Annotated in this window: 20 protein-coding genes; 13 read left to right on the top strand and 7 right to left on the bottom strand. The window is 61.1% G+C overall.

Going from position 1 to position 23,849, the window contains the following annotated elements:
- Positions 1-19: 19 nt before the first annotated feature.
- The 3 genes from AB7783_RS03285 (at position 20) to AB7783_RS03275 (ending at position 3,320) form a co-directional block, all read left to right on the top strand.
- Positions 20-418 carry a GtrA family protein gene (locus AB7783_RS03285; protein ID WP_441276817.1) on the top strand — a complete coding sequence of 133 codons (399 nt, stop codon included), beginning with the start codon at positions 20-22 and terminating at the stop codon, positions 416-418.
- On the top strand, positions 411-1,352 hold the full coding sequence (locus AB7783_RS03280) for a glycosyltransferase family 2 protein (RefSeq protein ID WP_441276816.1): 942 nt from the start codon (positions 411-413) through the stop codon (positions 1,350-1,352). Before AB7783_RS03285 ends, AB7783_RS03280 begins: the two co-directional genes overlap by 8 nt.
- Before the next feature lie 75 nt (positions 1,353-1,427).
- On the top strand, positions 1,428-3,320 hold the full coding sequence (locus AB7783_RS03275) for a hypothetical protein (RefSeq protein WP_441276815.1): 1,893 nt from the start codon (positions 1,428-1,430) through the stop codon (positions 3,318-3,320).
- An 8-nt stretch (positions 3,321-3,328) separates the two neighbouring features.
- Here AB7783_RS03275 and AB7783_RS03270 read toward each other — a convergent pair whose 3' ends face one another.
- Positions 3,329-4,246, bottom strand: a complete 918-nt coding sequence (locus AB7783_RS03270) for an NAD-dependent epimerase/dehydratase family protein (RefSeq protein WP_441276814.1) — start codon at positions 4,244-4,246, stop codon at positions 3,329-3,331.
- A 56-nt stretch (positions 4,247-4,302) separates the two neighbouring features.
- Here AB7783_RS03270 and AB7783_RS03265 point away from each other — a divergent pair, with 56 nt between their 5' ends.
- From AB7783_RS03265 to AB7783_RS03255, 3 genes are all read left to right on the top strand, one after another.
- A complete protein-coding gene (locus tag AB7783_RS03265) occupies positions 4,303-4,884 on the top strand; it encodes an NUDIX domain-containing protein (protein ID WP_441276813.1) in 582 nt (193 codons plus the stop codon).
- 475 nt (positions 4,885-5,359) lie between these two features.
- Positions 5,360-6,553, top strand: a complete 1,194-nt coding sequence (locus AB7783_RS03260) for a CaiB/BaiF CoA transferase family protein (protein WP_441276812.1) — start codon at positions 5,360-5,362, stop codon at positions 6,551-6,553.
- A 121-nt stretch (positions 6,554-6,674) separates the two neighbouring features.
- Positions 6,675-7,604: a glycosyltransferase family 2 protein gene (locus tag AB7783_RS03255; RefSeq protein WP_441276811.1), complete on the top strand. Its 930-nt coding sequence runs from the start codon at positions 6,675-6,677 to the stop codon at positions 7,602-7,604.
- Positions 7,605-7,633: 29 nt separating this feature from the next.
- Here AB7783_RS03255 and AB7783_RS03250 read toward each other — a convergent pair whose 3' ends face one another.
- The 5 genes from AB7783_RS03250 to AB7783_RS03230 all read right to left on the bottom strand — a co-directional run bounded on the left by AB7783_RS03250 (position 7,634) and on the right by AB7783_RS03230 (position 13,171).
- Entirely contained in the window at positions 7,634-9,151 is a 1,518-nt protein-coding gene (locus AB7783_RS03250) for a tripartite tricarboxylate transporter permease (RefSeq protein ID WP_441276810.1), read from the bottom strand.
- Positions 9,152-9,161: 10 nt separating this feature from the next.
- On the bottom strand, positions 9,162-9,704 hold the full coding sequence (locus AB7783_RS03245; protein WP_441276809.1) for a tripartite tricarboxylate transporter TctB family protein: 543 nt from the start codon (positions 9,702-9,704) through the stop codon (positions 9,162-9,164).
- 163 nt (positions 9,705-9,867) lie between these two features.
- On the bottom strand, positions 9,868-10,875 hold the full coding sequence (locus AB7783_RS03240; RefSeq protein ID WP_120290508.1) for a tripartite tricarboxylate transporter substrate-binding protein: 1,008 nt from the start codon (positions 10,873-10,875) through the stop codon (positions 9,868-9,870).
- A 187-nt stretch (positions 10,876-11,062) separates the two neighbouring features.
- Positions 11,063-11,860 (bottom strand): enoyl-CoA hydratase/isomerase family protein, encoded by a 798-nt coding sequence (locus AB7783_RS03235; RefSeq protein WP_441276808.1) that lies wholly within the window; start codon positions 11,858-11,860, stop codon positions 11,063-11,065.
- A 111-nt stretch (positions 11,861-11,971) separates the two neighbouring features.
- Positions 11,972-13,171 carry a pyridoxal-phosphate-dependent aminotransferase family protein gene (locus AB7783_RS03230; protein WP_441276807.1) on the bottom strand — a complete coding sequence of 400 codons (1,200 nt, stop codon included), beginning with the start codon at positions 13,169-13,171 and terminating at the stop codon, positions 11,972-11,974.
- 232 nt (positions 13,172-13,403) lie between these two features.
- Between AB7783_RS03230 and AB7783_RS03225 the strand changes: the two genes are divergently transcribed.
- From AB7783_RS03225 to AB7783_RS03195, 7 genes are all read left to right on the top strand, one after another.
- Complete coding sequence (locus tag AB7783_RS03225; RefSeq protein WP_441276806.1) at positions 13,404-16,373, top strand: FAD-binding and (Fe-S)-binding domain-containing protein; 2,970 nt, start codon at positions 13,404-13,406, stop codon at positions 16,371-16,373.
- 12 nt (positions 16,374-16,385) lie between these two features.
- Positions 16,386-16,817, top strand: a complete 432-nt coding sequence (locus AB7783_RS03220) for a GlcG/HbpS family heme-binding protein (RefSeq protein ID WP_439089043.1) — start codon at positions 16,386-16,388, stop codon at positions 16,815-16,817.
- Between the two features lie 7 nt (positions 16,818-16,824).
- Entirely contained in the window at positions 16,825-17,790 is a 966-nt protein-coding gene (locus tag AB7783_RS03215; RefSeq protein WP_441276805.1) for a metallophosphoesterase, read from the top strand.
- A gap of 113 nt (positions 17,791-17,903) precedes the next feature.
- Positions 17,904-18,917, top strand: a complete 1,014-nt coding sequence (gene galE, locus AB7783_RS03210; RefSeq protein WP_441276804.1) for a UDP-glucose 4-epimerase GalE — start codon at positions 17,904-17,906, stop codon at positions 18,915-18,917.
- A gap of 2 nt (positions 18,918-18,919) precedes the next feature.
- On the top strand, positions 18,920-20,482 hold the full coding sequence (locus AB7783_RS03205) for a hypothetical protein (RefSeq protein WP_441276803.1): 1,563 nt from the start codon (positions 18,920-18,922) through the stop codon (positions 20,480-20,482).
- 154 nt (positions 20,483-20,636) lie between these two features.
- Complete coding sequence (locus AB7783_RS03200) at positions 20,637-21,629, top strand: glycosyltransferase family 2 protein (RefSeq protein ID WP_231077516.1); 993 nt, start codon at positions 20,637-20,639, stop codon at positions 21,627-21,629.
- A gap of 14 nt (positions 21,630-21,643) precedes the next feature.
- Positions 21,644-22,327 carry a class I SAM-dependent methyltransferase gene (locus AB7783_RS03195; protein WP_441276802.1) on the top strand — a complete coding sequence of 228 codons (684 nt, stop codon included), beginning with the start codon at positions 21,644-21,646 and terminating at the stop codon, positions 22,325-22,327.
- Here the strand turns inward: AB7783_RS03195 and AB7783_RS03190 are convergent, their stop codons facing one another.
- On the bottom strand, positions 22,328-23,719 hold the full coding sequence (locus AB7783_RS03190; protein WP_441276801.1) for a hypothetical protein: 1,392 nt from the start codon (positions 23,717-23,719) through the stop codon (positions 22,328-22,330).
- Positions 23,720-23,849 lie beyond the last annotated feature (130 nt).

Here is a 23,849-nt window from a genome sequence, read left to right as displayed (position 1 = left end):
TGACGACTGGCGACATCCAATGATCCCTGCCGACCGCAGACGGACGGCTGGTCAATTTGCCCGTTTCCTGATCGTCGGTCTGTTGAATACTGCATTCGGCTATCTGGTCTATGCCGCGGGGATATTCGCTGGACTTGCTCCGGAGCTGGCGCTGTTTGTCACCGTCGTCATCGCCGTTGGGTTCAACTATATGACGACGGGCCGCCTTGTCTTTCGCGGCAATGGCGGTGGCAAGAACTTTCTCAAATTTGCGCTCGCCTACCTCGTCATCTATGGATTTAACGTCCTCCTGCTACGCACTGTGCTTGCCTGGGGCATTCACCCGCTTGTCGCACAGGCCCTCGTTTTGCCGCCTGTCGTGATCGGCACATTTTTGGTTCTTAAGCTATTCGTGTTCCGGAGTTCGCCACGTGCGTAAAACGATCAGCCTCGTGACACCATGCTTCAACGAAGAGGACGGGATCGCCGAGTGCTATCAGGCAATCAAAGACCTGTTTGCGCGCGAACTGCCTGGTTACGATCGCGAGCACATATTTTGCGACAATGCATCGAGTGACCGCACGGCTGAGATCCTGAAGGCGATTGCGGCAGAGGATCCATCGGTCAAAATCATCGTCAATTCCCGCAACTTCGGCATTCTGCGCAATACCTATAACGGCGTCCTCAGCACCACTGGCGACGCCATCGTATTGTTCGTGCCGGCGGACCTCCAGGACCCCCCAGAACTGATCACCACCTTTGTCAAACACTGGGAAGCCGGCAACGAGGTTGTGTTCGGAATTAGAGCGGAACGCGAAGAACCCATCTTGCTGCGTACAGCGCGGCATTTCTACTACCAGTTCATCAGCCGCATGTCCTACGTGACCTATCCGGCAGACGTCGGCGACTATCAACTCGTGGACCGTAAAGTTCTGGACGCCATGAAACGCTTCGAGGATGTGCAGCCCTTCATGCGCATGATGCCGTTCGACGCAGGCTTCCGATCGGTCGGCATTCCCTACAAGTGGCAGCCCCGCAAGCACGGGATTTCGCGGAACCGGCTCTGGCAGCTTGTCGATCAGGGCCTGAACGGAATCATCAGCTTCAGCAGCGCGCCGCTGCGTATCGCGTTTTTTGCAGGTTTCGGAATCGCGTTCCTGAGCTTCGTCTACGCCTTTACTCTGCTTGTCTTGAAGCTGCTCGGCTTTGACCTTGGTCCTCAGGGAACACCGACGATCGTCATCGCGATCTTTTTCTTCGGCGGCGTTCAGATGCTGTTCCTCGGCCTGCTTGGCGAATACATCGTCGCGATCTTCAATCAGGTCAGGCGCCGCCCGATGGTCATCGAACGCGAGCGTGTCAATTTTGACTAGCGCAACGTCACTCAGCGACTAACTCCCCCATCCAAGAAACCTGCCTTCGGCACACTCGAACCTGCAACAGGACTGATGCCCGCTTCGATGCAAGATATCCGTCAGCAGATAGCCGCGGTTCGCGCACGTCTGATACAGGCAATGTACTTCATCGGCATCGATGGCCTCGTCATAGCGCTTCTGCTTGCCTGCCTGTGTTTACGAGTCTGGGGCATGGGCCCGATGCACACTGACGACGCCGTCTGGGCGCTGCATGCGCATCAACCTGCAGGAGATCCGATCGGGGACTGGGCGCGAAGCCAAGGGCGCGTGTGGGCCTTTCCCATCGGAAGCCTGATGCTCGGCGCCCTGTTCTGGGAAGGCACTCCCTTGGAGAGCATTCTGAAACTAGGAAGCTTTGCTATTTTCTTCGTCAGTTTTTTCGCGGTTGTTTCATCCTATTGGGGCCGTCGAACGGCTGGCTTCACGGGCTGCCTGTTTCTGGGCCTGTTCGCACTACGTTGGGAAGGCTCAGCGTTCACCACCTATCCGCTCTTGGTGTGGCCTTCGGCAACCCTGTGCGCATTCGCGATTTTGGCGGGGCGCTACTATTTTCTTTCAGGCGCAAAGGCCCTCCTCGCGTTAAACATTTTGTTCTTGTTCGCGGCACTGTTTAACAACGAGGGCGTGGCCGTTTTAGTTTGCGTCCTGTTCGCTTGTAGTGTCTTGGGCAATCTGGCGATCGAGAAATCGTTCCTGGAATTCAAGATCAGCGACTTCACGCGCGGCCGCTTCCGCGACCTTACACTCGTCAGCATCGGTGTTCCGGCCGTATACGTGTTGCTTGCGGTCGGCTGGATGATCACACATCCTTCCAAATACGGTGGACATTCACTAGCCGCGTTCGATGTCGACAAAACTTCCTCGACGCTGTTGAACTTTGCGCTAAGCGGCTCGCTTCTTTACGACCTGATCATTCCCTATAAAGTGGTGTATGCAGACGCCCTGACGAACACGGGCACGGCCATCGTCTACTCCATCTATGATTACGTGTACGAATTGGCCGCCTATCCAGGCACGATCCTCATTGGCGCGATGACCGTCTACGCGGCTTTTGTCACTCTGCGGCGAATGCCCGAACGAGGCTTGACGGTCTGGAGATTCATCCCGCTCATCCTGGTCGGGGGCATTATCACTTTCTTGCCTATCCTGCCGGTGGCGATGACTGAAAAATATCAGACCTTGTGTCTGGAATACGGCATCAATTCATACGTCATGACTATTCTGTCGCACTTCGGCGTCAGCATGATGATTGCCGGAATTCTGATGCCGTTTGCTCCTCCACGGGGCCTTGGACTTGTGATCGCGCTGGCACTTGCGATACTGCTTGGCGCCTTCGCTACTGTCGGCAGTAGAATGAACGACGCAATTGCAGCGGACATGCGTCCGGAAGCTGGCCGTTGGCGAGTCCTTGCATTGGCGCTCAAGACAATTGACGCCACACGGCAAACATCGCCCATCATTTTCGCACCGAGATTCAGAAGCGGGACTTGGTTTACCGTCGTACCTGGCGATTACTGGACGACCTATGTCAGAGCGAAATACAAGCGCCCGGTCCAGATTTATACAAAGCCGTCCGAAATCGCCGCCTCAAGCGAGGACATTGCCGCGCTCGACTACCAACTTCTGGATAACGAGCGACGCTTCGTTTTCTCTATCGCGCACATTACGGGGGACACAGGCAATCGACATATCGACAGCATATCCGTGACCATCGAACGTATGGATCCGTCGGTGCTCGCCAACTATGTCCTGTCGTTTCAGGATCAGGACGGCATGCTCGTGCAGAAAAGACTGGTCGACATGCCAACGGTACCAGCGGACTTTCGCATACGCTTGATGTCCAACCTGAATGCCCGCCTGGATACGGTTCGGGTCACAAAGACATCGATACTGGCTGATTCAACCACCCCGGAAAAATTGAACTGAAGTAACCGTTATCGTAAGTCGAATGCGTCTTTGAATTGTGGATGAAAGCTGCGCGGATTCCAAGCAAAGTCCCTGACCGCAGCTGCGGGATCGAACACCATGTCCTTCGCCATGCGACTGCCCATTGCGGCATTGGCATTTGGCAAGAGCGGCGCAGCCAGTGCAAACGCAGCCTTCCACAACACAGGCGGCACCGCGACAATGCGCCGGGGCTTGCCAAGTCCATCGAATATCCGCCCCACCATCTCTCGATAGGCGATGGCCTCTGGCCCCGGCAGAGCATAGACATTGTTCTTCGCAGCATCGCTGGACGCAGCGTTCAGCGCACCGATCGCGAGATCTTCGGCGTGAACCGGTTGGCGCAACCCGGCGCCTCTGCCCGCGAGCGGCATCACGCCGACTTTTTGAATCAACCTTGCCAATCGAGAGACGTTGGCGTCACGCCCCTCGTCGTAGATCATCGTCGGCCGCAGCACGGTCCAGCCGACACCCATTCGGGTGCACATGTCGATCGTCTGTTGCTCGCCCTCGGCAAGCCGCTGCAAGCCTTCGCGCTCGGCGGGAATATCGGAATTGAGCTTGGTGACGATGCTGGTCGACGTAAACAGAACGACCCGCCGCAATTCGTCGCTGAACAGACTGGGCAGCGCCTTTGCCAGCAGGAGGGAATGCGCCGTGCAATAGACCGTTGTTATGCGCGGCAGTTGCAGGGCTTCTGGATGGGTTAAGTCCCCCTGAATCCACTGAACCCCTTGTTTGTCTGCGCGCGGCGATCGCGATATAGCGAGCGGGCGTTCGCCAGCCATCACCAGCTTTGAGACGATGTGGCCGCCGACGATGCCGGAGCCGCCCAGTACGATACTTTGCATTCCAGAAATCCGATCCCACCCGCATGATAGCAGCGTTACGACATAAGCTGCGTACAACCGACAGCGCAAACGACAAGTTCTGCAGAAATTTCGGGAACCTTGAAGGATAAACGATGAAGAACAGCATAGTGGACGTGCGGATCGTCGTGGATGGATGGATGAAGGTGTTTCTGGCAGACGTGAAGTCCGCGACAGGCCAGTTGTTCACGCGACACATCGAGCATCACGGCGATGCCGTCGCGGTTCTACCCTATGATGACGAACGCCGGGTCGCTCTTGTCATCAGCCAGTTCCGGACACCGGTCGAGCACGTATCGCCGGGGGCCGACAACATTATCGAGCCGATCGCCGGGGTGAACGACGATGGCGATGCCGAGGCCTGTGCCCGGCGCGAAGCAATGGAAGAGGCAGGCGTCCGCCTGGGCACGCTGGAGAAGGTTGCGAATTGCTGGTCCATGCTGGCTGTTTCGACTGAACGGCTGGTGTTGTATCTGGCGCCATACCGCGCCGCCGACCGGGTCGCGTCCGGCGGTGGACTCGCCCACGAGAACGAGGACATCGACGTCAACGAAATGTCGCTCGCGACGCTTGCAGATCACGTCCGGACAGCGTCGACCGTCGACATGAAATTGCTGGCACTTGTGCAAGCCTTGCAGATCAGGCGCCCGGATCTTTTCACACCAAAGCCCGCGTGAAGGCCCCTCAGCCGGCATTTGCGATCGCACAGAACACTCAGCGAGTTGCCTGGCCGTGAGTCGCCGTTTCGGCAGATAGCTCGCAACCATGGTCAGTCGTGCGGGCGTCGTTGTTGCAATGCGTCGTCCGACTGAATGAACTTGCCATGCAGCACGTCGGCTGTTCGGGCCATACACGCATCGCCAGCGTGTAGCCGACCGCGAAAACGAAAAATCCCAGAAGCCAGAAGAATAGGTTGAAACATACGCGCAACTCCAAATAATGCCTTAGCATTCAACCGCTTAATTCAGGGTCAGGCGATTGCGCGAGTTCTGCGCCCAATTGCAACCGGGTGTGACATCCCGGTTACATCGATTTTTGCGCAAGGTGGCGGGGATCCACGCCCCGCCGCGACGGCAGGGGCATGACAAGCCCGCCGGTTTGCGCGAAAGGTAGTGTCTCGGCCCAACCTTGCGTCATTCCGGAGCCCTCTGAATGCCCTTCCCGCGCGCCTCGCAGGCCCTCTCCCGCTTTACCGTGCTCGACCTGACCCGGATCCGCTCCGGCCCGACGGCTGTCCGGCAGTTCGCGGATTGGGGGGCCAATGTCATCAAGATCGATGCGCTGAGCGACGACGCCGCGGGAGAACAGCCCGGCGGCCCGCGGCAGGGCTCGGACTTCCAGAACCTGCACCGCAACAAGCGGGCCATGACCCTGAACCTGAAGGACCCGCGCGGTCTCGCCGTGTTCAAACGGCTGGTCGAGAAAGCCGATGTTGTGGTCGAAAATTTCCGACCGGACGTGAAGGCCCGGCTCGGCATCGATTACGAGAGCCTGAAGGCGATCAATCCCGGCATCGTCTATGGCAGCATCTCCGGCTTCGGCCAGGATGGCCCCTATCACAAGCGGCCGGGCTTCGATCAGATCGCCCAGGGCATGGGCGGGTTGATGTCGATCACCGGGGCTCCCGGCGAAGGCCCGATGCGGGTCGGCATTCCCGTGGCCGATCTCACCGCCGGACTGTTCTGCGCGCTGGGCGTCCTTACAGCGCTGCTGGAGCGCGACGTCTCCGGCCAGGGCCAGTGGGTCCAGACCTCGCTGCTGCAAGCGCAGATCTTCATGCTGGATTTCCAGGCCGCGCGCTGGCTGATGGAGCAGGACGTGCCGAAACAGGCCGGCAACAATCACCCGACCAGCATTCCCACCGGCGTGTTCAAGACTTCTGACGGCTACATCAATATCGCCACCACCGGCGGCAAGATCTGGGAGCGCTGCGCCCAGGCGATCGGCGCCCCCGAACTGATCACCCATCCCGATTACGCCACCGGCCCCGCGCGCTCGAAGAATCGCGACGCGCTCAATGCCGCGATCAGCGCCTGCACCGAAAAGCGCACCACCGAGGATTGGGTCAACGACCTCAATGCCGCCGGCGTGCCCTGCGGTCCGATCTACTCCGTCGACCAGATGTTCGCCGATGCGCAGGTCAAGCACCTTGGCCTCGCTCAGAACGTACCCAACGACCAGAACCGCAAGATCACGCTGGTCGGTCAGCCCTTCACGCTGTCACGCACGCCTAGCCATATGGCCGCCCGGCCGCCGGAAGTCGGCGAGCAGACGGAGGAGCTCCTCGCCGAATTTGGCTTCGGTACCGAAGAGATCGCCGAATTGCGACAAGGCAAGGTGGTCTGAGGCGGCGAGCTGTCAAATACTGTGAAAATTAACGCCATAGGCTGCATTAATCGGGAGCACATCTTCGTCCGGTGCAGTCGATCGGAGATCGTGCTGCGCCTCGAACCCGCCGGAAAGCTCCATGACCGCACCGCACCGCGTCGCTATCCTGATCCCCTGCTTCAATGAAGAGGTCGCAGTCGCAACAGTCGTGAACGATTTCCACAGGGCGCTGCCCGCTGCCACGATTTATGTCTACGACAACAACTCGACAGATCGCACACGCGAAGTCGCGTCGCAGGCGGGCGCGATTGTTCGCCACGAGAACCGCCAGGGCAAGGGTCATGTTGTGCGCCGCATGTTCGGTGACATCGATGCCGATGTCTATGTTCTCGTCGATGGCGATGCGACCTACGACGCGACATCTGCACCAGCCATGATCGAAGCGCTGCTAAAAGATCGCCTCGACATGGTGGTGGGCCGCCGCATCGAACAGCAGGTTGCCGCCTATCGCCTTGGCCACCGCACCGGCAACTCACTGCTCACCGGCTTTCTGTCACTCACGTTCGGTCAGAACTTCAAGGATGTGCTGTCAGGCTATCGCGTATTCTCGAGACGCTTCGTCAAATCCTTCCCGGTGCTGTCCGATGGTTTCGAGATCGAGACCGAACTGAGCGTTCATGCGCTGCAGCTCGCACTGCCGGTCGCTGAAATCGAGACGCCGTATTTCGCGCGACCGCAGGGCTCCACCAGCAAGCTCAACACGTGGAAGGATGGCTTCCGGATCCTCGGCACCATCATGAAGCTCTATCGTTCGGAAAAGCCGCTACGCTTCTTCGGCACAGTTGGCCTGTTTTTCGGCATCGTCTCCATCGGGCTCGCGATTCCCGTCACCGTCACCTATCTGGAAACGGGGTTGGTGCCTCGGCTACCCACCGCCGTGCTCTCGACTGGCCTGATGATCGTCGGCGTGCTCTCATTTTCGTCGGGCCTTGTGCTCGACACTGTCACCCGCGGACGCCGCGAGATAAAGCTGCTGGCATATCTGGCGCAGCCGTCACTACCGGATTAGGCCTCCATCCCGCCAGGCGCGAGCACGGCTTACGTCGTCACCGGCGTCGGCCGCCAGATGCGTGTCACGGCCGTAAAGGCACGATCGATCAGTGGCCAGAACAGCAGCGTAATCGCCAGCGTGGTGATGGTGCCGACGAGGCCATTGGACCAGAACACACCGACGCTGCCGCCGGAGCCGATCATCGCGAGACGGAACGCGTCTTCAGCGCGGCTGCCAAGCACGAGCGCGAGCGTGAACGGCGCCAAGGGAATACCGATCTTCTTGAAGACATAGCCGACCACGCCGAAGCCCAGCATCAGCCAGATGTCGAACATCGCGTTCTGAATCGCATAGGCGCCGATGGCGCAAGACACCACGATCATTGGCGCCACGGCCGCAAATGGCACGCGCAGGATCGAGGCGAACACCGGCACGGTCGTCAGCACGATGACGAGACCGACCACATTGCCGAGATACATCGAGGCAATCAGCCCCCACACAAAGTCCTTGTGCTCGACGAACAACAGCGGTCCGGGATTGAGCCCCCACACCATCAGGCCGCCGAGCAGGATCGCCGCGGTGCCGGAACCGGGAATGCCGAGCGCCAGCATCGGCAGCAGCGCTGCGGTGCCCGACGCGTGCGCCGCGGTCTCCGGCGCGAATACGCCTTCGATGCGCCCCTTGCCGAAGCTTTCGGGATCCTTGGAGAAGCGCTTGGCGAGATTGTAGCCCATGAAGGACGCCGCAATAGCGCCACCCGGTGTGATGCCGAGCCAGCAGCCGATCACCGACGAACGCAGCAGCGTCACCCAGTATTTCGGCAGATCCATCCAGACCTTGAGCACCGTACGCAGGCTGATCTTGGCGGCGTGTCCGCGCAGCGCGAGGCGCTCTTCCATGGTGAGCAGGATTTCGCTGATGCCGAACAGGCCGATCACCGCGACGAGGAAGTTGATGCCGCGCAGGAGATTGTCCGAGCCGAAGGTCATGCGCAGATTGCCCGACACCGTGTCCATGCCGATGCCGGCGATCAGCAGGCCCAGCGCCATCGAGATGACGGTCTTGTGCTTGGCCTCGCGGCCGAGGCCGACGAAGGAGCAGAAGGTCAGAAGATAGACCGCAAAGAATTCCGGCGGCCCGAATTTCAGCGCGAAGGATGAGATCATCGGCGCCAGGAATGTGATCAGCATCACCGCCACCAGCGACCCGATGAAGGACGAGGTAAACGCCGCCGTAAGTGCTTCCGCAGCCTTGCCCTGCTGCGCCATCGGATAGCCGTCGAAGGTCGTGGCCACCGACCACGCCTCGCCGGGGATATTGAACAGGATCGAGGTGATGGCGCCGCCGAACAGCGCGCCCCAATAGATGCAGGACAGCATCACGATGGCCGAGGTCGGATCCATGGTGAAGGTCAGCGGCAACAGAATGGCGACGCCGTTGGGGCCGCCGAGGCCCGGCAGCACGCCGACAAAAATGCCGAGCACGAGACCGACGACCATCAGCGAGATGATCTTCCAGGTCATCAGCACGGCGAAGCCGTGCATCAACAGTCCGAACGCTTCCATTTCAGTAGTCCTAGCGACCGAGAGCCGATTCGATCGGCCCCTTCGGCATGATGACGTCGAAGGCGACATCGAAGGTGACGAACATGATCGCGGTGAACACGAAGGCGGTGAGCAGCGACTTCCACAGCGCGATCTTGCCGACCATGCGCATGAAGCCGGCGATCAGCACGAAACTCGCGACATAGATGCCGAGAAACTGCGTGGCGAGACAAAACAGTGCGGTGGGAATGAACACCAGCGCCACGCGCCGCAATTGTGCGCGGGTGACGAAAGTGTCGGAACCGCCACTGCGGGCGAAGAACGTCGTGATCAGCCCGTAAAGGCTGGCGCCGCCGAGAATGACCGAGAGATAGAACGGGAAATAGCCGGGCTGAGGCCCGGTGGAATCCCAAGCGATGCCGGTGCGCCAGTTGTCAAAGCCAAGCACGATGGCCAGTGCCAGCAGGACCAGCGAGACGATGATCTCGACGGTGCGCGTGCTGACGACGGAGGGCGAGTCGTCCTCCGGAGCGGTCGGATCTTCGACGATGATTTCGAGGTCGGTGTTGGACATGGGCAAGGTTTCTGAGGATGGAGAAAGGATGCACACTCGTACATCAAAGAAACTTGTCATCACCCGCGAAAGCGGGTGATCCAGTATGCGGAGCCGTCAGTGGCTTTCTCGCTGTCGATGTTTACTGGATGCCCCGCTTTCGCGGGGCATGACAGTCATTGGCTTACTTCGCCACGAATCCCGCTTCGGTCATCAGCGACTTGTTGAGCGCATCGTCCTCTTCGAGGAACTTGAGCATCTCCGGCCCCTTCAGGAAGATCGGCTTCAGCGCCTGCTTCTCCATGTAGTCCTTGTATTCGGCCGTCTTGGTCACCTTCTCGAACAGGTCGACATAGAAAGCCTGCTGCTCGGGCGTCACCTTGCCGGGCAGGAACATGGCGCGCAGCATCAGATACTGCACGTCGAGGCCCTCTTCCTTGCAGGTCGGGATGTCGTTCCACGACTGCGTCTCGGTGACCTTGGTCTTGTAGGAGATGCGTTCCTTGTCGAACACGCAGAGCGCGCGCACCTGGCCGGCGCGCCAGACTTCGAGATTCTCGCTGGGGTTATTGACGTTGGCTTCGGTGTGATTGCCGACCAGCTGCGTCGCCGCCTCGCCGCCCGACTTGTAGGGCAGATAGGAAAACTTGGCGCCGGTCTGCTTTTCCATGAACACGGTCAGCACATGGTCTTCACGCTTGGATCCGGTGCCGCCCATCTTGAACGGCGACGATGCAGCCTTGGCCGCCGCGATGAATTCCTTCACCGTCTTGGCGCCACCCGCATTGTCCCACAGCACGAACTGGTCCATCGCGACGACGGACACCGGTGTGAGGTCGCGCCAGTTGAACGGAATCTTGGCGGACAGCGGCAGCATGTAGATCAGCGAATAGGCGATCAGCACCTTGTTGGCGTCGCCCTCGCTGGACTTCATGTAGATCAGCGCTTCCGCACCGGATGCGCCACCCTTGAGCGACACCACCACCGGCGCCTTCATCAGATTGTTCTTCTGGATCGCAGCCTGCATCATGCGCGCCATCTGGTCGGATGCGCCACCGGCGCCCGCTGCAACCACGATTTCGACGGGCTTCGTGGGCTCCCAGGCCGTGGCCGGCGACGTGGCCAATGAGAGGATGGGCGCGCTGGCGAGCACGGCTGCAAGCGCAGCTGTGGCCCTGATCGACTTGGACATTGGTTTCTTCCCTGTAGACGCGGACGTTGGCTGCCCGCCACTTTTCGTTGGTTCTATTGTGCGGGGTATTGACCGTGACTTCAAGCATGTCCCGCGCATGCGAAGGCCGACTTTGGTCAGGGGCCGGCACCCTGTTTAGCGGCCGGGCGGCGGAATGAGGCGATCGCCCGAGACCGCCGCCCGCCCGTTATTTCCCCTGCCACTTCGGCTTGCGCTTGTTCAGGAAGGCATCCATGCCCTCGCGGAAATCCTCGCTCATATAGGCCTTGAGCACGAGATCCTTGCCCTCCTCGCGGGTCAGGGTCGGGCGCAGCCGGCGCACGGCTTCCTTGGTCACTTCGAGGGTGATCGGCGCATGGCTGGCCACCAGTTGCGCGAGTTCCAGCGCACGGCGCTGCAGCGTCTCGACATCGGGCACGATCTCGTTGATCAGACCCAACGCCAGCGCCTCATCAGCCTCGATGAGGCGGGCGGTGAAGATCATGTCCTTGGTGCGGGCCGGTCCGACCAGCGCCATCACGCGGCTGATATTGGACATCGACAGGCAGTTGCCGAGGGTGCGGGCAATCGGGAAGCCCATGCGCGTGGCAGCCGTACCGATGCGCAGGTCGCAGCAGGCGGCAATGCCGGCGCCGCCCCCGGTGCAGGCACCGGCGATCGCGGCGATGGTCGGCACCCGGCAGGTCTCCAGCGCGGTGAGCACGCGGTCGATCCTCGCTTCGTAATCGAGCGCATCCTGGGCCGTCTTGAATTCGCGGAATTGCGAGATGTCGGTGCCCGAGGCAAAAGCCTTGTCGCCGGCGCCGGTCAGGATGATCGCCTTGATCGAGCGGTCCTCATTGGCCGCCTGACAGATCTCCGCCATCCGCTCATACATCGAGAACAGCATGGCATTGCGCGCCTGCGGGCGATTGAAAGTGATCTTCGCGATCCCGTTCTCGACGGAATACAGCAGGTCTTCAGCGGCGGGCGTTGGCGCGTTCATATGATTCGTCCTCTGGTGCAGCATTCCGCCGCAACATGTTGAAAAGGCTGGAGCGATTATGCTCCAGCCTCCAGTAGATTGTTAGGCCTCAAAGACGGGAATTCGCTGGCCTCAAGCCACCGCCGCCTTGGTCATCGGCACTACGCTTTTTCCGGTCAGCACATCCATCGCTGCCATCACGCCGCCAGCGCGGTGCGGGACCTTGGCGAGTTCGAGACCCATCTCGACGCCGGACAACGTGCCCATCAGCATCAGGTCGTTGAAGTGGCCGATATGGCCGATGCGGAAGATCTTGCCCTTCCACTTGTTGAGACCAGTGCCGAGCGACATGTCGAAGTTTTCGAGCACCACCTTGCGGAACACGTCGGCGTCATGCCCGTCCGGCATCAGCACAGCGGTCAGTGCCGGCGAGTGATCATGCGACTCGATGGAAACCGTCTCGAGGCCCCAGGCCTTGACGGCGGCGCGGGCGGCGGCGCCGTGGCGCTTGTGGCGCGCGAACACGTTATCAAGCCCCTCTTCCTCCAGCATCGCCACGCCTTCCTTCAGCGCATAGAGCAGATTGGTCGCGGGCGTATAGGGCCAGGAGCCGAGCTTGTTGGCGGCGATGATCTCCTCCCAGTCCCAATAGGACCGGAACGAACTGTTGGCCTTGGAGGCCGCCAGCGCCTTGTCGGACACGGCGTTGAAGCCGAGACCCGGCGGCAGCATCAGGCCCTTCTGTGAACCGGCGACGGAGACGTCGATGCCCCAGGCGTCATGTTCATATTCGAGCGAGCCGAGGCCCGACACGGTGTCCACCATCAGCAGTGCCGGATGCTTCACGCGATCGAGCAGCTTGCGGACATCCTGCGGATGGGTGACGCAACCGGTCGAAGTCTCGTTATGCACGATCATCACGGCCTTGATGGCGTGCGACTTGTCGGCAGCGAGACGCTTCTCGATCTCGGCGAGATCGGCGCCGTGGCGCCAGTCGCCCGGCACGAAATCGATATCGAGCTTGAACTTCTCGGCGAGACCCCGCCACAGCGTGGCGAACTGGCCGGTCTCGGCCATCAGCACCTTGTCGCCCGGCGACAGCGTATTGACGATGGCGGCTTCCCAGGCGCCGGTGCCCGAGGAGGGATATATGATCACCGGCTGCTTGGTCCGGAATACACGCTGCATCGCAGCAATGACGTGGAGGCCGAGCTCGGCGAATTCGGGACCGCGATGGTCCAGCGTGGGCATATCCATCGCCCGCAGCACCCGGTCGGGTACGTTGGTCGGGCCAGGAATCTGCAGGAAATGCCTTCCGGTGTGCACGGTCATGTCTCGTCCTTCCCAGGGAGTCCATTTTTATTGAAACGCCCGGATAGCACCTTTCAAACGGCTTGTCCCGCGTCTGGTATACCAGAGCGCCGAAGAAAAACGTGGGGCAGCCATGAGGATTTCTTATCCCTCCCGTATCTCCTTGTTGCGACTGCCGGAGCGCGGCACCGCCGGGTTGCCAAGCCGGAATCCGGATGCAAGACAGGACGATAGAGGGACAAGGCGGGAATCCATGGCGAAGGCGGCAATCATTCGAAGCACGGCTGCAGACAGCGCGCTGGCCGCAAAGCTCGCGCGTGAAGTCTCCGGCGATGTGTTCTTCGACCCATTCAATCGCGGCCGTTATGCCACCGATGCCTCGTTCTACCAGATCGTACCGTTCGGTGTGGTCGTTCCGCGCACCATCGACGAGGCGCTGCGCGCGCTGGCGATCTGTCGCGACGATGGCCGTATCGTTACGCCGCGCGGCGGCGGTACCTCGCAATGCGGCCAGACCGTCAATGACGGCATCGTTATCGACCTCTCCAAGCATCTCAACAAGCTCATCTCGCTCGACGTCGAGAACCGCACCTGCATCGTCGAGCCCGGCATCGTGCTGGACGATCTCAACCGGCAGCTCAAGAAACACGGGCTGTGGTTTCCGGTCGATGTATCCACCGCCTCCCGCGCCACCATCGGCGGCATGGCCGGCAACAATTCATGCGGCGGTCGCTCGCTGCGCTACGGCACCATGCGTGACAATACTATCGCGATGGATGCTGCGCTGGCGGACGGCAACCTGCTGCATTTCGGCGAAGTAAGTTCCAGGGACGATGCGCCTGCCCTGTTTCGCGACATGCTGGCGCTCGGCGAACGCGAGGCGACCGAAATCGCGGAGCGCTTCCCGCAGGTGCAGCGCCGCGTCGGCGGTTACAATCTCGATGCGCTCACGCCGCGCAACACCGCCAACAACATGGCGCATCTCCTCGTGGGCTCCGAAGGCACCCTCGCCTTCACCACGCAGGTCGAACTCAAGCTGTGGCCGCTCATCGGCAGCAAGGCGCTCGGTGTCTGTCACTTCGGCAGCTTCTATGAAGCGATGGATGCGACCCAGCATCTGGTCAAGCTCAAGCCCATCGCCGTCGAACTGGTCGACCGCACCATGATCGCACTCGGCCGCGACATCGCGATGTTCCAGCCGATCATCAAGAGCGCGGCGCGCGGCGATCCCGATGCGCTCCTGATCGTGGAGTTCGCCGAAGCGGATCAGGCCGCCAATGCCGCCAAGCTGAAAGAGCTGGGCGCATTAATGGGCGATCTCGGCTTTGGCTGGAATAACCCGCCGCGCAAATGGGGCGGTGTGGTCGACGTCACCGAGCCAGCGCTTCAGGCTGGCATCGCCGAGTTTCGCGCGGCCGGCCTCAATGTCATGATGTCGATGAAGCAGGACGGCAAGCCGGTCTCCTTTATCGAGGACTGCGCGGTGCCGCTGCCGCATCTGGCCGACTATACCGAGCGCCTGTCCGCGATCTTCAGGAAGCACGACACCACCGGCACCATGTATGCACACGCCTCGGAAGGCTGCCTGCATGTCCGCCCGGTGCTGAACCTGAAGCTCGACAAGGACGTCAAGGCGATGCGCGCCATCGCCGAAGAAGCCTTCGCGATGGTCCGGGAATACAAGGGCTCGCATTCCGGCGAGCACGGCGACGGACTCGTGCGTTCGGAATTCCACGCCGAAATGTTCGGCGAGCGGATCATCAGCGACTTTGCCGAAGTGAAGCATCGCTTCGATCCGCAGAACGTCCTCAATCCCGGCAAGATCGTCGATCCGCCCAAGATGGATGATCGTTCGCTGTTTCGTTACACGCCGGATTATCGCGTCGGCGAGCTCAAGACTGCTCTCGACTGGTCCGCCTGGCCCGGCGCCGGCGGCGGTTTCCAGGGCGCCATCGAAATGTGCAACAACAATGGCACATGCCGGAAGTTAGAGGGCGGCGTGATGTGCCCGTCCTATCGCGCGACGCGCAACGAGAAAGACGTCACCCGCGGCCGTGCCAACACACTGCGGCTGGCAATCTCCGGCCAGCTTGGCCCGGATGCGCTGACGTCGGATGCCATGGCCGACACGATGAAACTTTGCGTGTCGTGCAAGGCCTGCCGCCATGAATGCCCAACCGGCGTCGATATGGCCAAGATGAAGATCGAGGTTCTGGCCGCGCGCGCCACGAAGCATGGTCTCACGTTGCGTGATCGCCTTGTCGGCTATCTGCCGCGCTATGCTGCCCTGGCCGCACGCGCCGCCCCGCTGGCGAATTTGCGCAACAAGAGCCCGCTGCTGCGCAACCTGCTGGAACGCTATGCGGGCATCAGCGCCAAGCGCAGCCTGCCGGAATGGCGCAGCGATGTATTTCACAGGGATACCGAAGCCGTCGGCCCCACCGATGGCCGCGAGGTCGTGCTGTTCGCCGACACCTTCAACCGCGCTTATGAGCGCGAGAACCTCGACGACGCACTGCGCGTGCTCACCGCCGGTGGCTATCGCGTGCATCTGCCGAAGCCGGTGGATCGCAGCAGTCGTGCCCTGTGCTGCGGCCGTACCTTCCTTTCGGCAGGCCTTGTCGATCAGGCCCGCGCCGAACTCGACCGTCTCGTCGCCACCTATGCGCCCTTCGCGGCACGCGGCGTCCCCATCGTCGGGCTGGAGCCGAGTTGCCTGCTGACGCTACGCGATGAATTGCTGTCGCTACGTTCCGACGATACAGCCAGGAGCGTCAGCGCGCACGCTATGCTGTTCGAGGAATTCCTGGTCCGCGAGGCCGAGGCCGGCCGGCTGCAACTGCCGCTGAAGCCGATCGCGCCGAAGGCGATAGTGCATGGCCATTGCCATCAAAAGTCATTCGGTGCGTTCAAGCCGGTCGAACAGGCCTTGCGCCTGATCCCGGATCTGAAGATCGAGACCATCGAATCCAGTTGCTGCGGCATGGCGGGCGCGTTTGGCTATGGTGCCGACACCTATGATGTCTCGATCCAGATGGCCGAAGCGTCCTTGCTACCCGCCGTGCGCAAGGCCGACGCCGATACGCTGATCATCGCCGACGGCACATCCTGCCGGCACCAGATCGCTGACGGCGCCTCCCGTCACGCGTTGCATGTCGCGCGCGTGCTGGCCATGAGCCTCGACGGCGCGACAACAAACGTCCATTCTTCCACGCTCAACTAGGAAACAACCGATATGGCCGACCTCACCCTCGATACAGCCCGCAAGATCATCGATGGCGCTCTCGCCAAGGTGATCGAGATGAAGCTCAAGCCCATGGTCATCACGGTGCTCGACGCTCGCGGCTGCGTGAAGGCCACCATCGCGCAGGATGGCACCAGCCTGATGCGCGGCGAAGTCGCCCACGGAAAAGCCTATGGCGCATTGGCCATGGGGCTCGGCTCGAGGGCTTTGCTCAAGCGTGCCGAGGAACAGCCGTTCTTCATCGATGCCGTGAATACCATGGCGCGCGGCGCGCTGATCCCGGTGCCGGGCGGCGTTCTCATTCATGACGCATCGGGCAGCCTGCTCGGTGCCATCGGCATCTCCGGCGATACATCGGACAATGACGAGATCGCAGCCGTCGCGGGCATCGAGGCGGCCGGCCTCAAGGCCTCGACCGGCTAGATCGACGTTGACTCAGCCACCGCATCCCCCGATCGACGACAGCGCGCTGCGCCCGCTGATCGACCGTATCGGGGATGCGCATGTGAAGGCACGGCTGGAGATCGAGACCCATCGCGATCACCAGCTGTTCGGCCAGGGCCGCTTGTTCTTCAATCTGGAGAACTGGCTCACCGCACCACCGATCGTCCGCACCGCGTTGCAACTCACCGGCCTCTACGGCCGCGCCCGCCGCGAGGCTAACCGCGTGTTGGTCCGCGAGAATATCGTCGCCTCACCGCGCCTGCCCGCCGCGTTCAACGGCTTCACGATCCTGCATATCAGCGATCTCCACGTCGATCTCAGCGAGGACGCACTGCGCCACCTGATCTCCTTCGTCGGCGATCTCGATTACGACATCTGTGTGCTGACCGGCGACTATCGCGGCAAGACCTATGGGCCTTATCAGCGCGCCACCGAAGGTGTCGGCGAACTGCGCGCGAGGCTGCGCGATCCCGTCTATGGCGTTCTCGGCAATCACGACAGTATCCGCATGACGCCGGCGCTGGAAGGCATGGGCATCCGCATGATGTTCAACGAATGCGAGACCATCACCCGCGGCGATGATAGCATCTACATTGCCGGCGTCGACGATCCGCATTTCTATCTCGCCGACGACATCCCGAAGGTCGCGTCGCAAATTCCGACGGACGCCTTCTCGATCCTGCTGTCGCACACGCCGGAGACCTATGCCGAGGCGGCCGAGCACGATTTCGATCTGATGCTGAGCGGCCACACCCATGGCGGCCAGCTCTGCCTGCCCGGCGGCTACGCCATCAAGCTGGAGGCCGTGTTGCCGCGCCATATGGGCAACGGCGCATGGCGCCACGAAGGCATGACCGGCTATACATCGGTCGGCGTCGGCACCAGCCTGCTCCCGGTGCGACTGAACTGCCCTCCGGAAGTGACACTGCACCGGCTGAAACGCACCGGTTGATCCATACACACGATTTACCAACCAAGGCGGCTATCGCCACGAGCGGCCATTTATTAAGCTGACAGAGCTAATCTCAGTGCTCGCCGATGTTATCCAGGCAGGACAATTCCGACATGACGGTGATGATTACGGGCGGCGCCGGCTTTATAGGCTCGCATATCTGCGTGGAGCTGATCCAAGCCGGCCGCAAGGTCGTGATCTTTGACAATTTCTGCAACAGCCATCCCGAAGTCATCAACCGCATCCGGCGGATCACCGGCACCGCTCCCGAAGTGGTCAAGGGCGACGTGCGCGACGTCGAAGCGCTGATATCGGCGCTGTCGTCGCATCGCTTCAGCGCCGTCATTCATCTCGCCGGGCTGAAGTCGGTTGCGGATTCCGTCACCAGCTCGGCCGAGTATTACGACTGCAACGTGGTCGGCACGCTGAGGCTGGCGCAGGCGATGCAGCAGGCCGGCGTGCGCAATATCGTGTTCTCGTCGTCGGCGACCGTCTATGGCGAGCCGGACGTACTGCCCTTGCGGGAGGACCACAAGCTCGCACCATTCAGCCCCTATGGCCGCACCAAATTGCAGGCCGAGGAATTACTGAGCGACATTGCACATTCCCTGCCCCCGTTGAATGTCGCAATTCTCCGCTATTTCAATCCGGTCGGCAGCCACGAAAGTGGGTTGATCGGGGAAGATCCCAACGGCGTTCCGAACAATCTCATGCCCTATATTTCGCGCGTCGCGATCGGGCGACTGCCTGTGCTTAATGTTTTTGGCAACGATTACCCGACATCGGACGGCACCGGCATACGCGACTATGTCCATGTGGTCGATCTAGCCGCCGGCCATATTGCAGCCCTCGACTGTGTCGACAAGCAGCGGGTCCTTAAGGTCAATCTGGGAACCGGCCAAGGCACCAGCGTGCTGGAGTTGATTGACGCCTATACGCGTGCGAGTGGAAAGGTGATTCCTGTCACTTTTGCACCGAGACGCCCCGGCGATATCGCCAGCTACTATGCAAGCGCAGAGCTTGCAGCAGACGTTCTCGGATGGCACGCAAAGCGCGGCATTGCAGAGATGTGTCGTGACGCCTGGAATTGGCAGCGGAACAATCCCAACGGCTATCTCGACCAGTGAACATGATCACGCGAAATTCGAAGACCATGTCTGCGTGGACGCAGGCGGATCCCAATCGGTCTACAGGAATCATCGTTTTCGCACTGCTGACTGTGGCCTCGCTTCTTCCCACATTGCTGACTCCGATTCCGGCGATGGTCGATTATCCCAATCACCTCGCCCGCATGTATCTTCTGGCCCAGAATGGGGATCCAGGAGCCAATCCGTACTATGAAGTCCGCTGGGCGCTGTATCCCAATCTTGGGATGGATTTGCTTGTCCCACGGCTCGCGCAGTGGGTCGGCGTCGAGAGCGCGACCCGGTTGTTTCTGCTCTGCAGCCAAATATTGATTATTGGCGGCGCACTAGCCCTCGAACGAGTCGTGAAGGGCCGAGTTCAGATTGGCGGCTTCGTTGCGCTCTTGTTCGTCTACTGCCTACCCTTCAGCTGGGGTTTTCTGAATTTCGAATTCGGCCTGGGTATCTCGCTCTGGGGCATCGCCGCCTATCTGGCGGTGATCGAGCGTGCTCCGCTGATACGGCTCGTCGTCAATGCCTTTTTCGTCCCGGCACTTTTCGCGGTCCACTTCTTTTCGCTCGGCATCTATGGCGCAGCCATCGGTCTGTATGAACTTTGGCGCGCCCATCAGCGGAAGGTGCCCTATCGCGCGACTCTGTTGCGCCTCGTCCTTCTCGCACTGCCTGTGGTGCTCTTGCTGATCGTGATGCGCGCGACCTCCGGATCGGTCGGCAGTGACGGCACGGAGTGGCTGCTTCAGTACAAGCCAGTTTGGGTATTCCGTATCCTCAATGGCTATAACATGACGGTCTCCGCCATCAGCGTTCTGGTCCTGCTGGTATCGCTGTATCTGGCGTTCAAATGCGAGGTTCTGAAGATCGAACCGGTCGGCATCTGGCTTGTTGCCGGCTTTTCGTTTCTCTATCTCATCATCCCTTCGAAGCTTCTCGGCACATCATTTGCTGACCTCCGGATTATCCCCGGCGCGGTGATCATCGTTGCGGCCTTCTGCTCACTATCCCTGCCGGACCGGCGATCGCTCGCTGCCGCCTTGCTGGTGGTCAGCGGCGTCATCCTCGCCAATCTCGCAACCGTCTTTGCCGTCTGGCTCTCCTATCGCGCCGACTATGCGGCGCTGATCGCTTCGTTCCAGAAGCTTGATCGCGGTGCACTGGTTCTTGTCGGGACAAGCGGCAATGGCGATGACCCGCCGTTCAACGACCTGACAGAATATCCGATGGCCTATGCCCCGACCCTGGCCGTGCATTACGCCAATGCGTTCGTCCCCAACGTGTTCACCGAGACCGGCAAGCAGCCGCTTCGCCCCAGTGCCACCGTGCAACGTCTTGCCATTCCTTATGGCGGGCCCGTGCCGATGCGGTTGCTCAGTGCAATCGCCACCGGCAACGCGCCAGATGGCGCGCCGTCCTTCATCCAGACCTGGCACAGGGACTTCGACTATCTCTATGTGCTCGGTCCCGCTGCGGCGCCCCCGCTGCCCGACAGATTGCAAGAGGTGGACAGGTCTGCACGATTTGTCCTGTACAAGATTGACAGACGGCCATAGCCGAGCGAACCGCCACGCGGTCTGGTTCGCACCTGGGCCTGCCTCATGGAACCGCGCAAAGGCGGCCCAAGGCGCCTGATTTCAAGGCTCTTTGCAAGGCCGCCTTAACCATCAGGGCCTAGGATCCCGCCATTCAGCAGGGCGGAACTCCAAAATGGCGATTGATGGCGGGCGGATCATCTACAGCATCGTCGTGCCGGTCTATAACGAGGAGGCCGTGCTGCCTGTGTTGGTCCGCCGGCTGGGACTGCTGCTCGACCGCCTCGACGCGCCCGCGGAAGCCATCTTCGTGGACGACGGCAGCTGCGACACCAGCCCCATCGTGCTGCAGGCACTCGCCAAGAGTGATCCACGCTTCCGTTACATCGGCCTGTCGCGCAATTTCGGCCACCAGGTGGCCATCACCGCCGGCATGGACGCCGCGCAAGGCGACGCGATCGTCGTCATGGACGCGGATTTGCAGGATCCGCCTGAAGTCGTCGAACAACTGATCGCCAAGTGGCGCGAAGGCAATGACGTGGTCTATGCGCGGCGCCTGTCCCGCGCGGGTGAAAGCGCGTTCAAGCGCGCCACCGCCCATGTGTTCTATCGGGTGCTTGGCCGTATGACCTCAGTTCGTATCCCGGCAGACGTCGGCGATTTTCGACTGATCGACCGCAAGGTGCTGGACGCGTTGCGCCAGATGCCGGAGCGCGATCGCTTCGTGCGCGGCATGATCGCCTGGCTCGGCTTCCGGCAGGCCGAAGTGAGCTTCCATCGCCTCGAACGCGCCGCCGGCGAAACCAAGTATCCGCTGTTCAAGATGGCACGGCTTGCCATGTCCGCTGCGCTGGGCTTTTCCGACGCGCCGCTGCGGCTGGCGATCTGGTGCGGTCTCGTGGTGTCGAGCCTGGCTCTGCTGTATGGCGGCTGGGTGTTGCTGCTGTGGATGACGAACGACCCGCATCTGGTCGCGGGTTGGTCGTCGATCATCGTCATCGTGTCCCTGCTCTGCGGGTTGAACATGCTGATGACCGGCATCGTCGGCCTCTATGTCGGGCGCATCCACGCAGAAGCGAAACATCGTCCACTTTATGTCGTGCAGAACCGCGTCGGTTTCGACCGCGATCAAAGCGAAGCATCCTACCGCACCTCGCGCAGCGCCTGACGGAGCGGATTGTCATGAGCCAGCTGTTCGACAGCTACCGCAGCAACTACCGCGACGTCGTTCAATCCTCGATCGACTTTTCCGGCCTGCCGCATAGCTTCTTCATGCGCGCCAAGGCTAATCTATTGCGCGAATTGATCGCAGCGCGGCTTCAATCAAAAAAGCCCGACATGCTCGATGTCGGTTGCGGCGTTGGCAGCTTCCATCCACTGCTGCGCGGCATGGTCGGTCGGCTCAGCGGCATAGACGTATCCTCCGCCAGTATTGCGCAGGCACAAGTCGACAACCCCGATGTCGACTACCGAGCTTTCGACGGCAGCGTCTTTCCATTCGCCGATGCCAGCTTCGATCTGATCACCACGATCTGCGTCATGCATCACGTCCCGCCTCTCGAATGGGCGGGTTTCATGCGTGAGATGCGGCGCGTTGTGCGGCCAGGAGGGCTGGTCTGTGTCATCGAACACAACCCGTTCAATCCGCTGACCCGTCTTGCTGTCGCGCGCTGTGAGTTCGATCGCGACGCGATATTGCTTGGCGCGGGCAAGACGCAAAAGATCATGGCAGGCGCCGGCCTCCGCGACATCGCTTCGCGTCATTTCCTGCTACTGCCCTGGGAAGCGAAAGCCGCGCGGCGTGTCGAAAACGCCTTCAGTGGCCTGCCGCTTGGCGCACAATACGCCACTTTCGCCACGGCCTAATTACTTCGCCGTTGCATTCTGCCGCTTGTGGACCACCGCGACGTCATCGCCATAGACGCGCTTCCAGCCTGGCAGCCGATCGAGCAACGCCACCGCCGGAGTTTCCGGCTCCAGCAGCGTGGCATCTATTTTGTAATCGTCGAGCAGTTTCAGAAAATCATTCAGGTCCGCCAGCGATAGGCTGCTGTTGTAGCGATGAAGAAATCTGCCGCCATAGAGTTCGCCGCGACCATCGATGAAAGTGGGAATTCCCGCGAAGATCAGATAGCCGCCAAACGAATAATCGTTGAGCACGCGGTTCGCCGCGGTCAGGCCGGCGCCGGCCAGCGCGGCCTGCGGCGTGTTGCGTGCGGCGGGACTGATATCGCGCACCGAAGCGATTGCGGTCAGAAGGATCATGAGCCCGACAGCACCGACCTGCAGGCTCCGGCCAGAGCCGGTGTCATTGATTGCTGCCCATGTCTGAAACTGCTGCGCGATCGGCGCAGCCAGATAGAGCGGCGCCAGCATGGCAAGCAGGTCGACGTTGCGCACCTGCGCCAGAGCAAAATGCAACAGGCCGATTAAGACCAGAGCCCGCACCGCGGGAAGCGTCACGCCGCGCGACAGCGCAAAGATTCCCGCCAGCAGCAGGATCTCCAAGATCCCGATGCGGCCGAAATTCTGTGGCCGCCATTCGCCGATCCAGTTGAGCGCATCGCCAAGACCGAGCGTCGTCAGCGGCATCAACAGCGTGCCGGGCCCGTAAGGGGTCAGGCAGGATGCGGCAACAGCAAGAGCCGCGAAAGCGAGCCAATGGAGCACTTCGCGAGGCCGCTCGCGGAGCTTGTTTCGTATGAGGACTTCGAGGATTGCGGGTCCGATCAACCCCAGTGCCAGGATGACGCTGCCATGGAGATTGGCCCACAGAACCAGTAGGGGTAACGCCCAGTAAGGCGGCCGTGCACGCGTATCCATGGCACGAACGAGCGCGGTCGCCCATGTCATCATGACCGGCAGTGCCAATACATGCGGCCGCGCCAGCAGATGCGGCGCGAGAAGAACGACCACGGCTGTAACGATGATCAATACCGGCTTCGGCGCAAGTTCGCGCAGCAGGAACCGGGTCAGAATCCCGACGGAAAGCGCGATGGCCGCGGCAGCGAGCGCCACGACGCCATGCCAGCCGGCATACGTATAGACCGCCCCGTAAATGACCTCGGAGAGCCATTCGAAGGCAAGCCAATGACCGCCACGCATAGAGAAGGAGAACGAGTCGGTCGACGGAATGACGCCATTCGCCAGGATCCAACGGCCGATCGCGATATGAGAATAGCTGTCCGGATCGTTCAGGAGCTGCGGACCGAGCGCCAGCAGCAGGCCATAGACGCACGCGCCCACGAGCAAGGGCATCGTTGCCCGCACCGGGAACTGTTTGGCTGGACTGCTGATGGCTTGGTCGCTCACGGGCTCCGAGGGTACGGCGACACTGTTAATTCCACTTTAAGGCTGACGATGCGCCGGCTCGATGGTCTGCCGTGGC

This window comes from Tardiphaga sp. 172_B4_N1_3, from assembly GCF_052076035.1.
Lineage (GTDB): Bacteria > Pseudomonadota > Alphaproteobacteria > Rhizobiales > Xanthobacteraceae > Tardiphaga > Tardiphaga robiniae.
Note: the sequence above shows the minus strand (reverse complement) of the source record. Positions and strands in the feature narration are given on the sequence as shown.

What these genes read in the sequence shown, in the direction of transcription:
- AB7783_RS03220 (WP_439089043.1), top strand. Translation starts at nt 16,386, where the DNA reads ATGGCCGACCTCACCCTCGATACAGCCCGCAAGATCATCGATGGCGCT.
- AB7783_RS03260 (WP_441276812.1), top strand. Translation starts at nt 5,360, where the DNA reads ATGCCCTTCCCGCGCGCCTCGCAGGCCCTCTCCCGCTTTACCGTGCTC.
- AB7783_RS03200 (WP_231077516.1), top strand. Translation starts at nt 20,637, where the DNA reads ATGGCGATTGATGGCGGGCGGATCATCTACAGCATCGTCGTGCCGGTC.
- AB7783_RS03230 (WP_441276807.1), bottom strand. Translation starts at nt 13,171, where the DNA reads ATGACCGTGCACACCGGAAGGCATTTCCTGCAGATTCCTGGCCCGACC.
- AB7783_RS03235 (WP_441276808.1), bottom strand. Translation starts at nt 11,860, where the DNA reads ATGAACGCGCCAACGCCCGCCGCTGAAGACCTGCTGTATTCCGTCGAG.
- AB7783_RS03245 (WP_441276809.1), bottom strand. Translation starts at nt 9,704, where the DNA reads ATGTCCAACACCGACCTCGAAATCATCGTCGAAGATCCGACCGCTCCG.
- AB7783_RS03275 (WP_441276815.1), top strand. Translation starts at nt 1,428, where the DNA reads ATGCCCGCTTCGATGCAAGATATCCGTCAGCAGATAGCCGCGGTTCGC.
- AB7783_RS03265 (WP_441276813.1), top strand. Translation starts at nt 4,303, where the DNA reads ATGAAGAACAGCATAGTGGACGTGCGGATCGTCGTGGATGGATGGATG.
- AB7783_RS03255 (WP_441276811.1), top strand. Translation starts at nt 6,675, where the DNA reads ATGACCGCACCGCACCGCGTCGCTATCCTGATCCCCTGCTTCAATGAA.
- galE (WP_441276804.1), top strand. Translation starts at nt 17,904, where the DNA reads ATGACGGTGATGATTACGGGCGGCGCCGGCTTTATAGGCTCGCATATC.
- AB7783_RS03240 (WP_120290508.1), bottom strand. Translation starts at nt 10,875, where the DNA reads ATGTCCAAGTCGATCAGGGCCACAGCTGCGCTTGCAGCCGTGCTCGCC.
- AB7783_RS03205 (WP_441276803.1), top strand. Translation starts at nt 18,920, where the DNA reads ATGATCACGCGAAATTCGAAGACCATGTCTGCGTGGACGCAGGCGGAT.
- AB7783_RS03195 (WP_441276802.1), top strand. Translation starts at nt 21,644, where the DNA reads ATGAGCCAGCTGTTCGACAGCTACCGCAGCAACTACCGCGACGTCGTT.
- AB7783_RS03225 (WP_441276806.1), top strand. Translation starts at nt 13,404, where the DNA reads ATGGCGAAGGCGGCAATCATTCGAAGCACGGCTGCAGACAGCGCGCTG.
- AB7783_RS03250 (WP_441276810.1), bottom strand. Translation starts at nt 9,151, where the DNA reads ATGGAAGCGTTCGGACTGTTGATGCACGGCTTCGCCGTGCTGATGACC.
- AB7783_RS03190 (WP_441276801.1), bottom strand. Translation starts at nt 23,719, where the DNA reads ATGCCCTTGCTCGTGGGCGCGTGCGTCTATGGCCTGCTGCTGGCGCTC.
- AB7783_RS03285 (WP_441276817.1), top strand. Translation starts at nt 20, where the DNA reads ATGATCCCTGCCGACCGCAGACGGACGGCTGGTCAATTTGCCCGTTTC.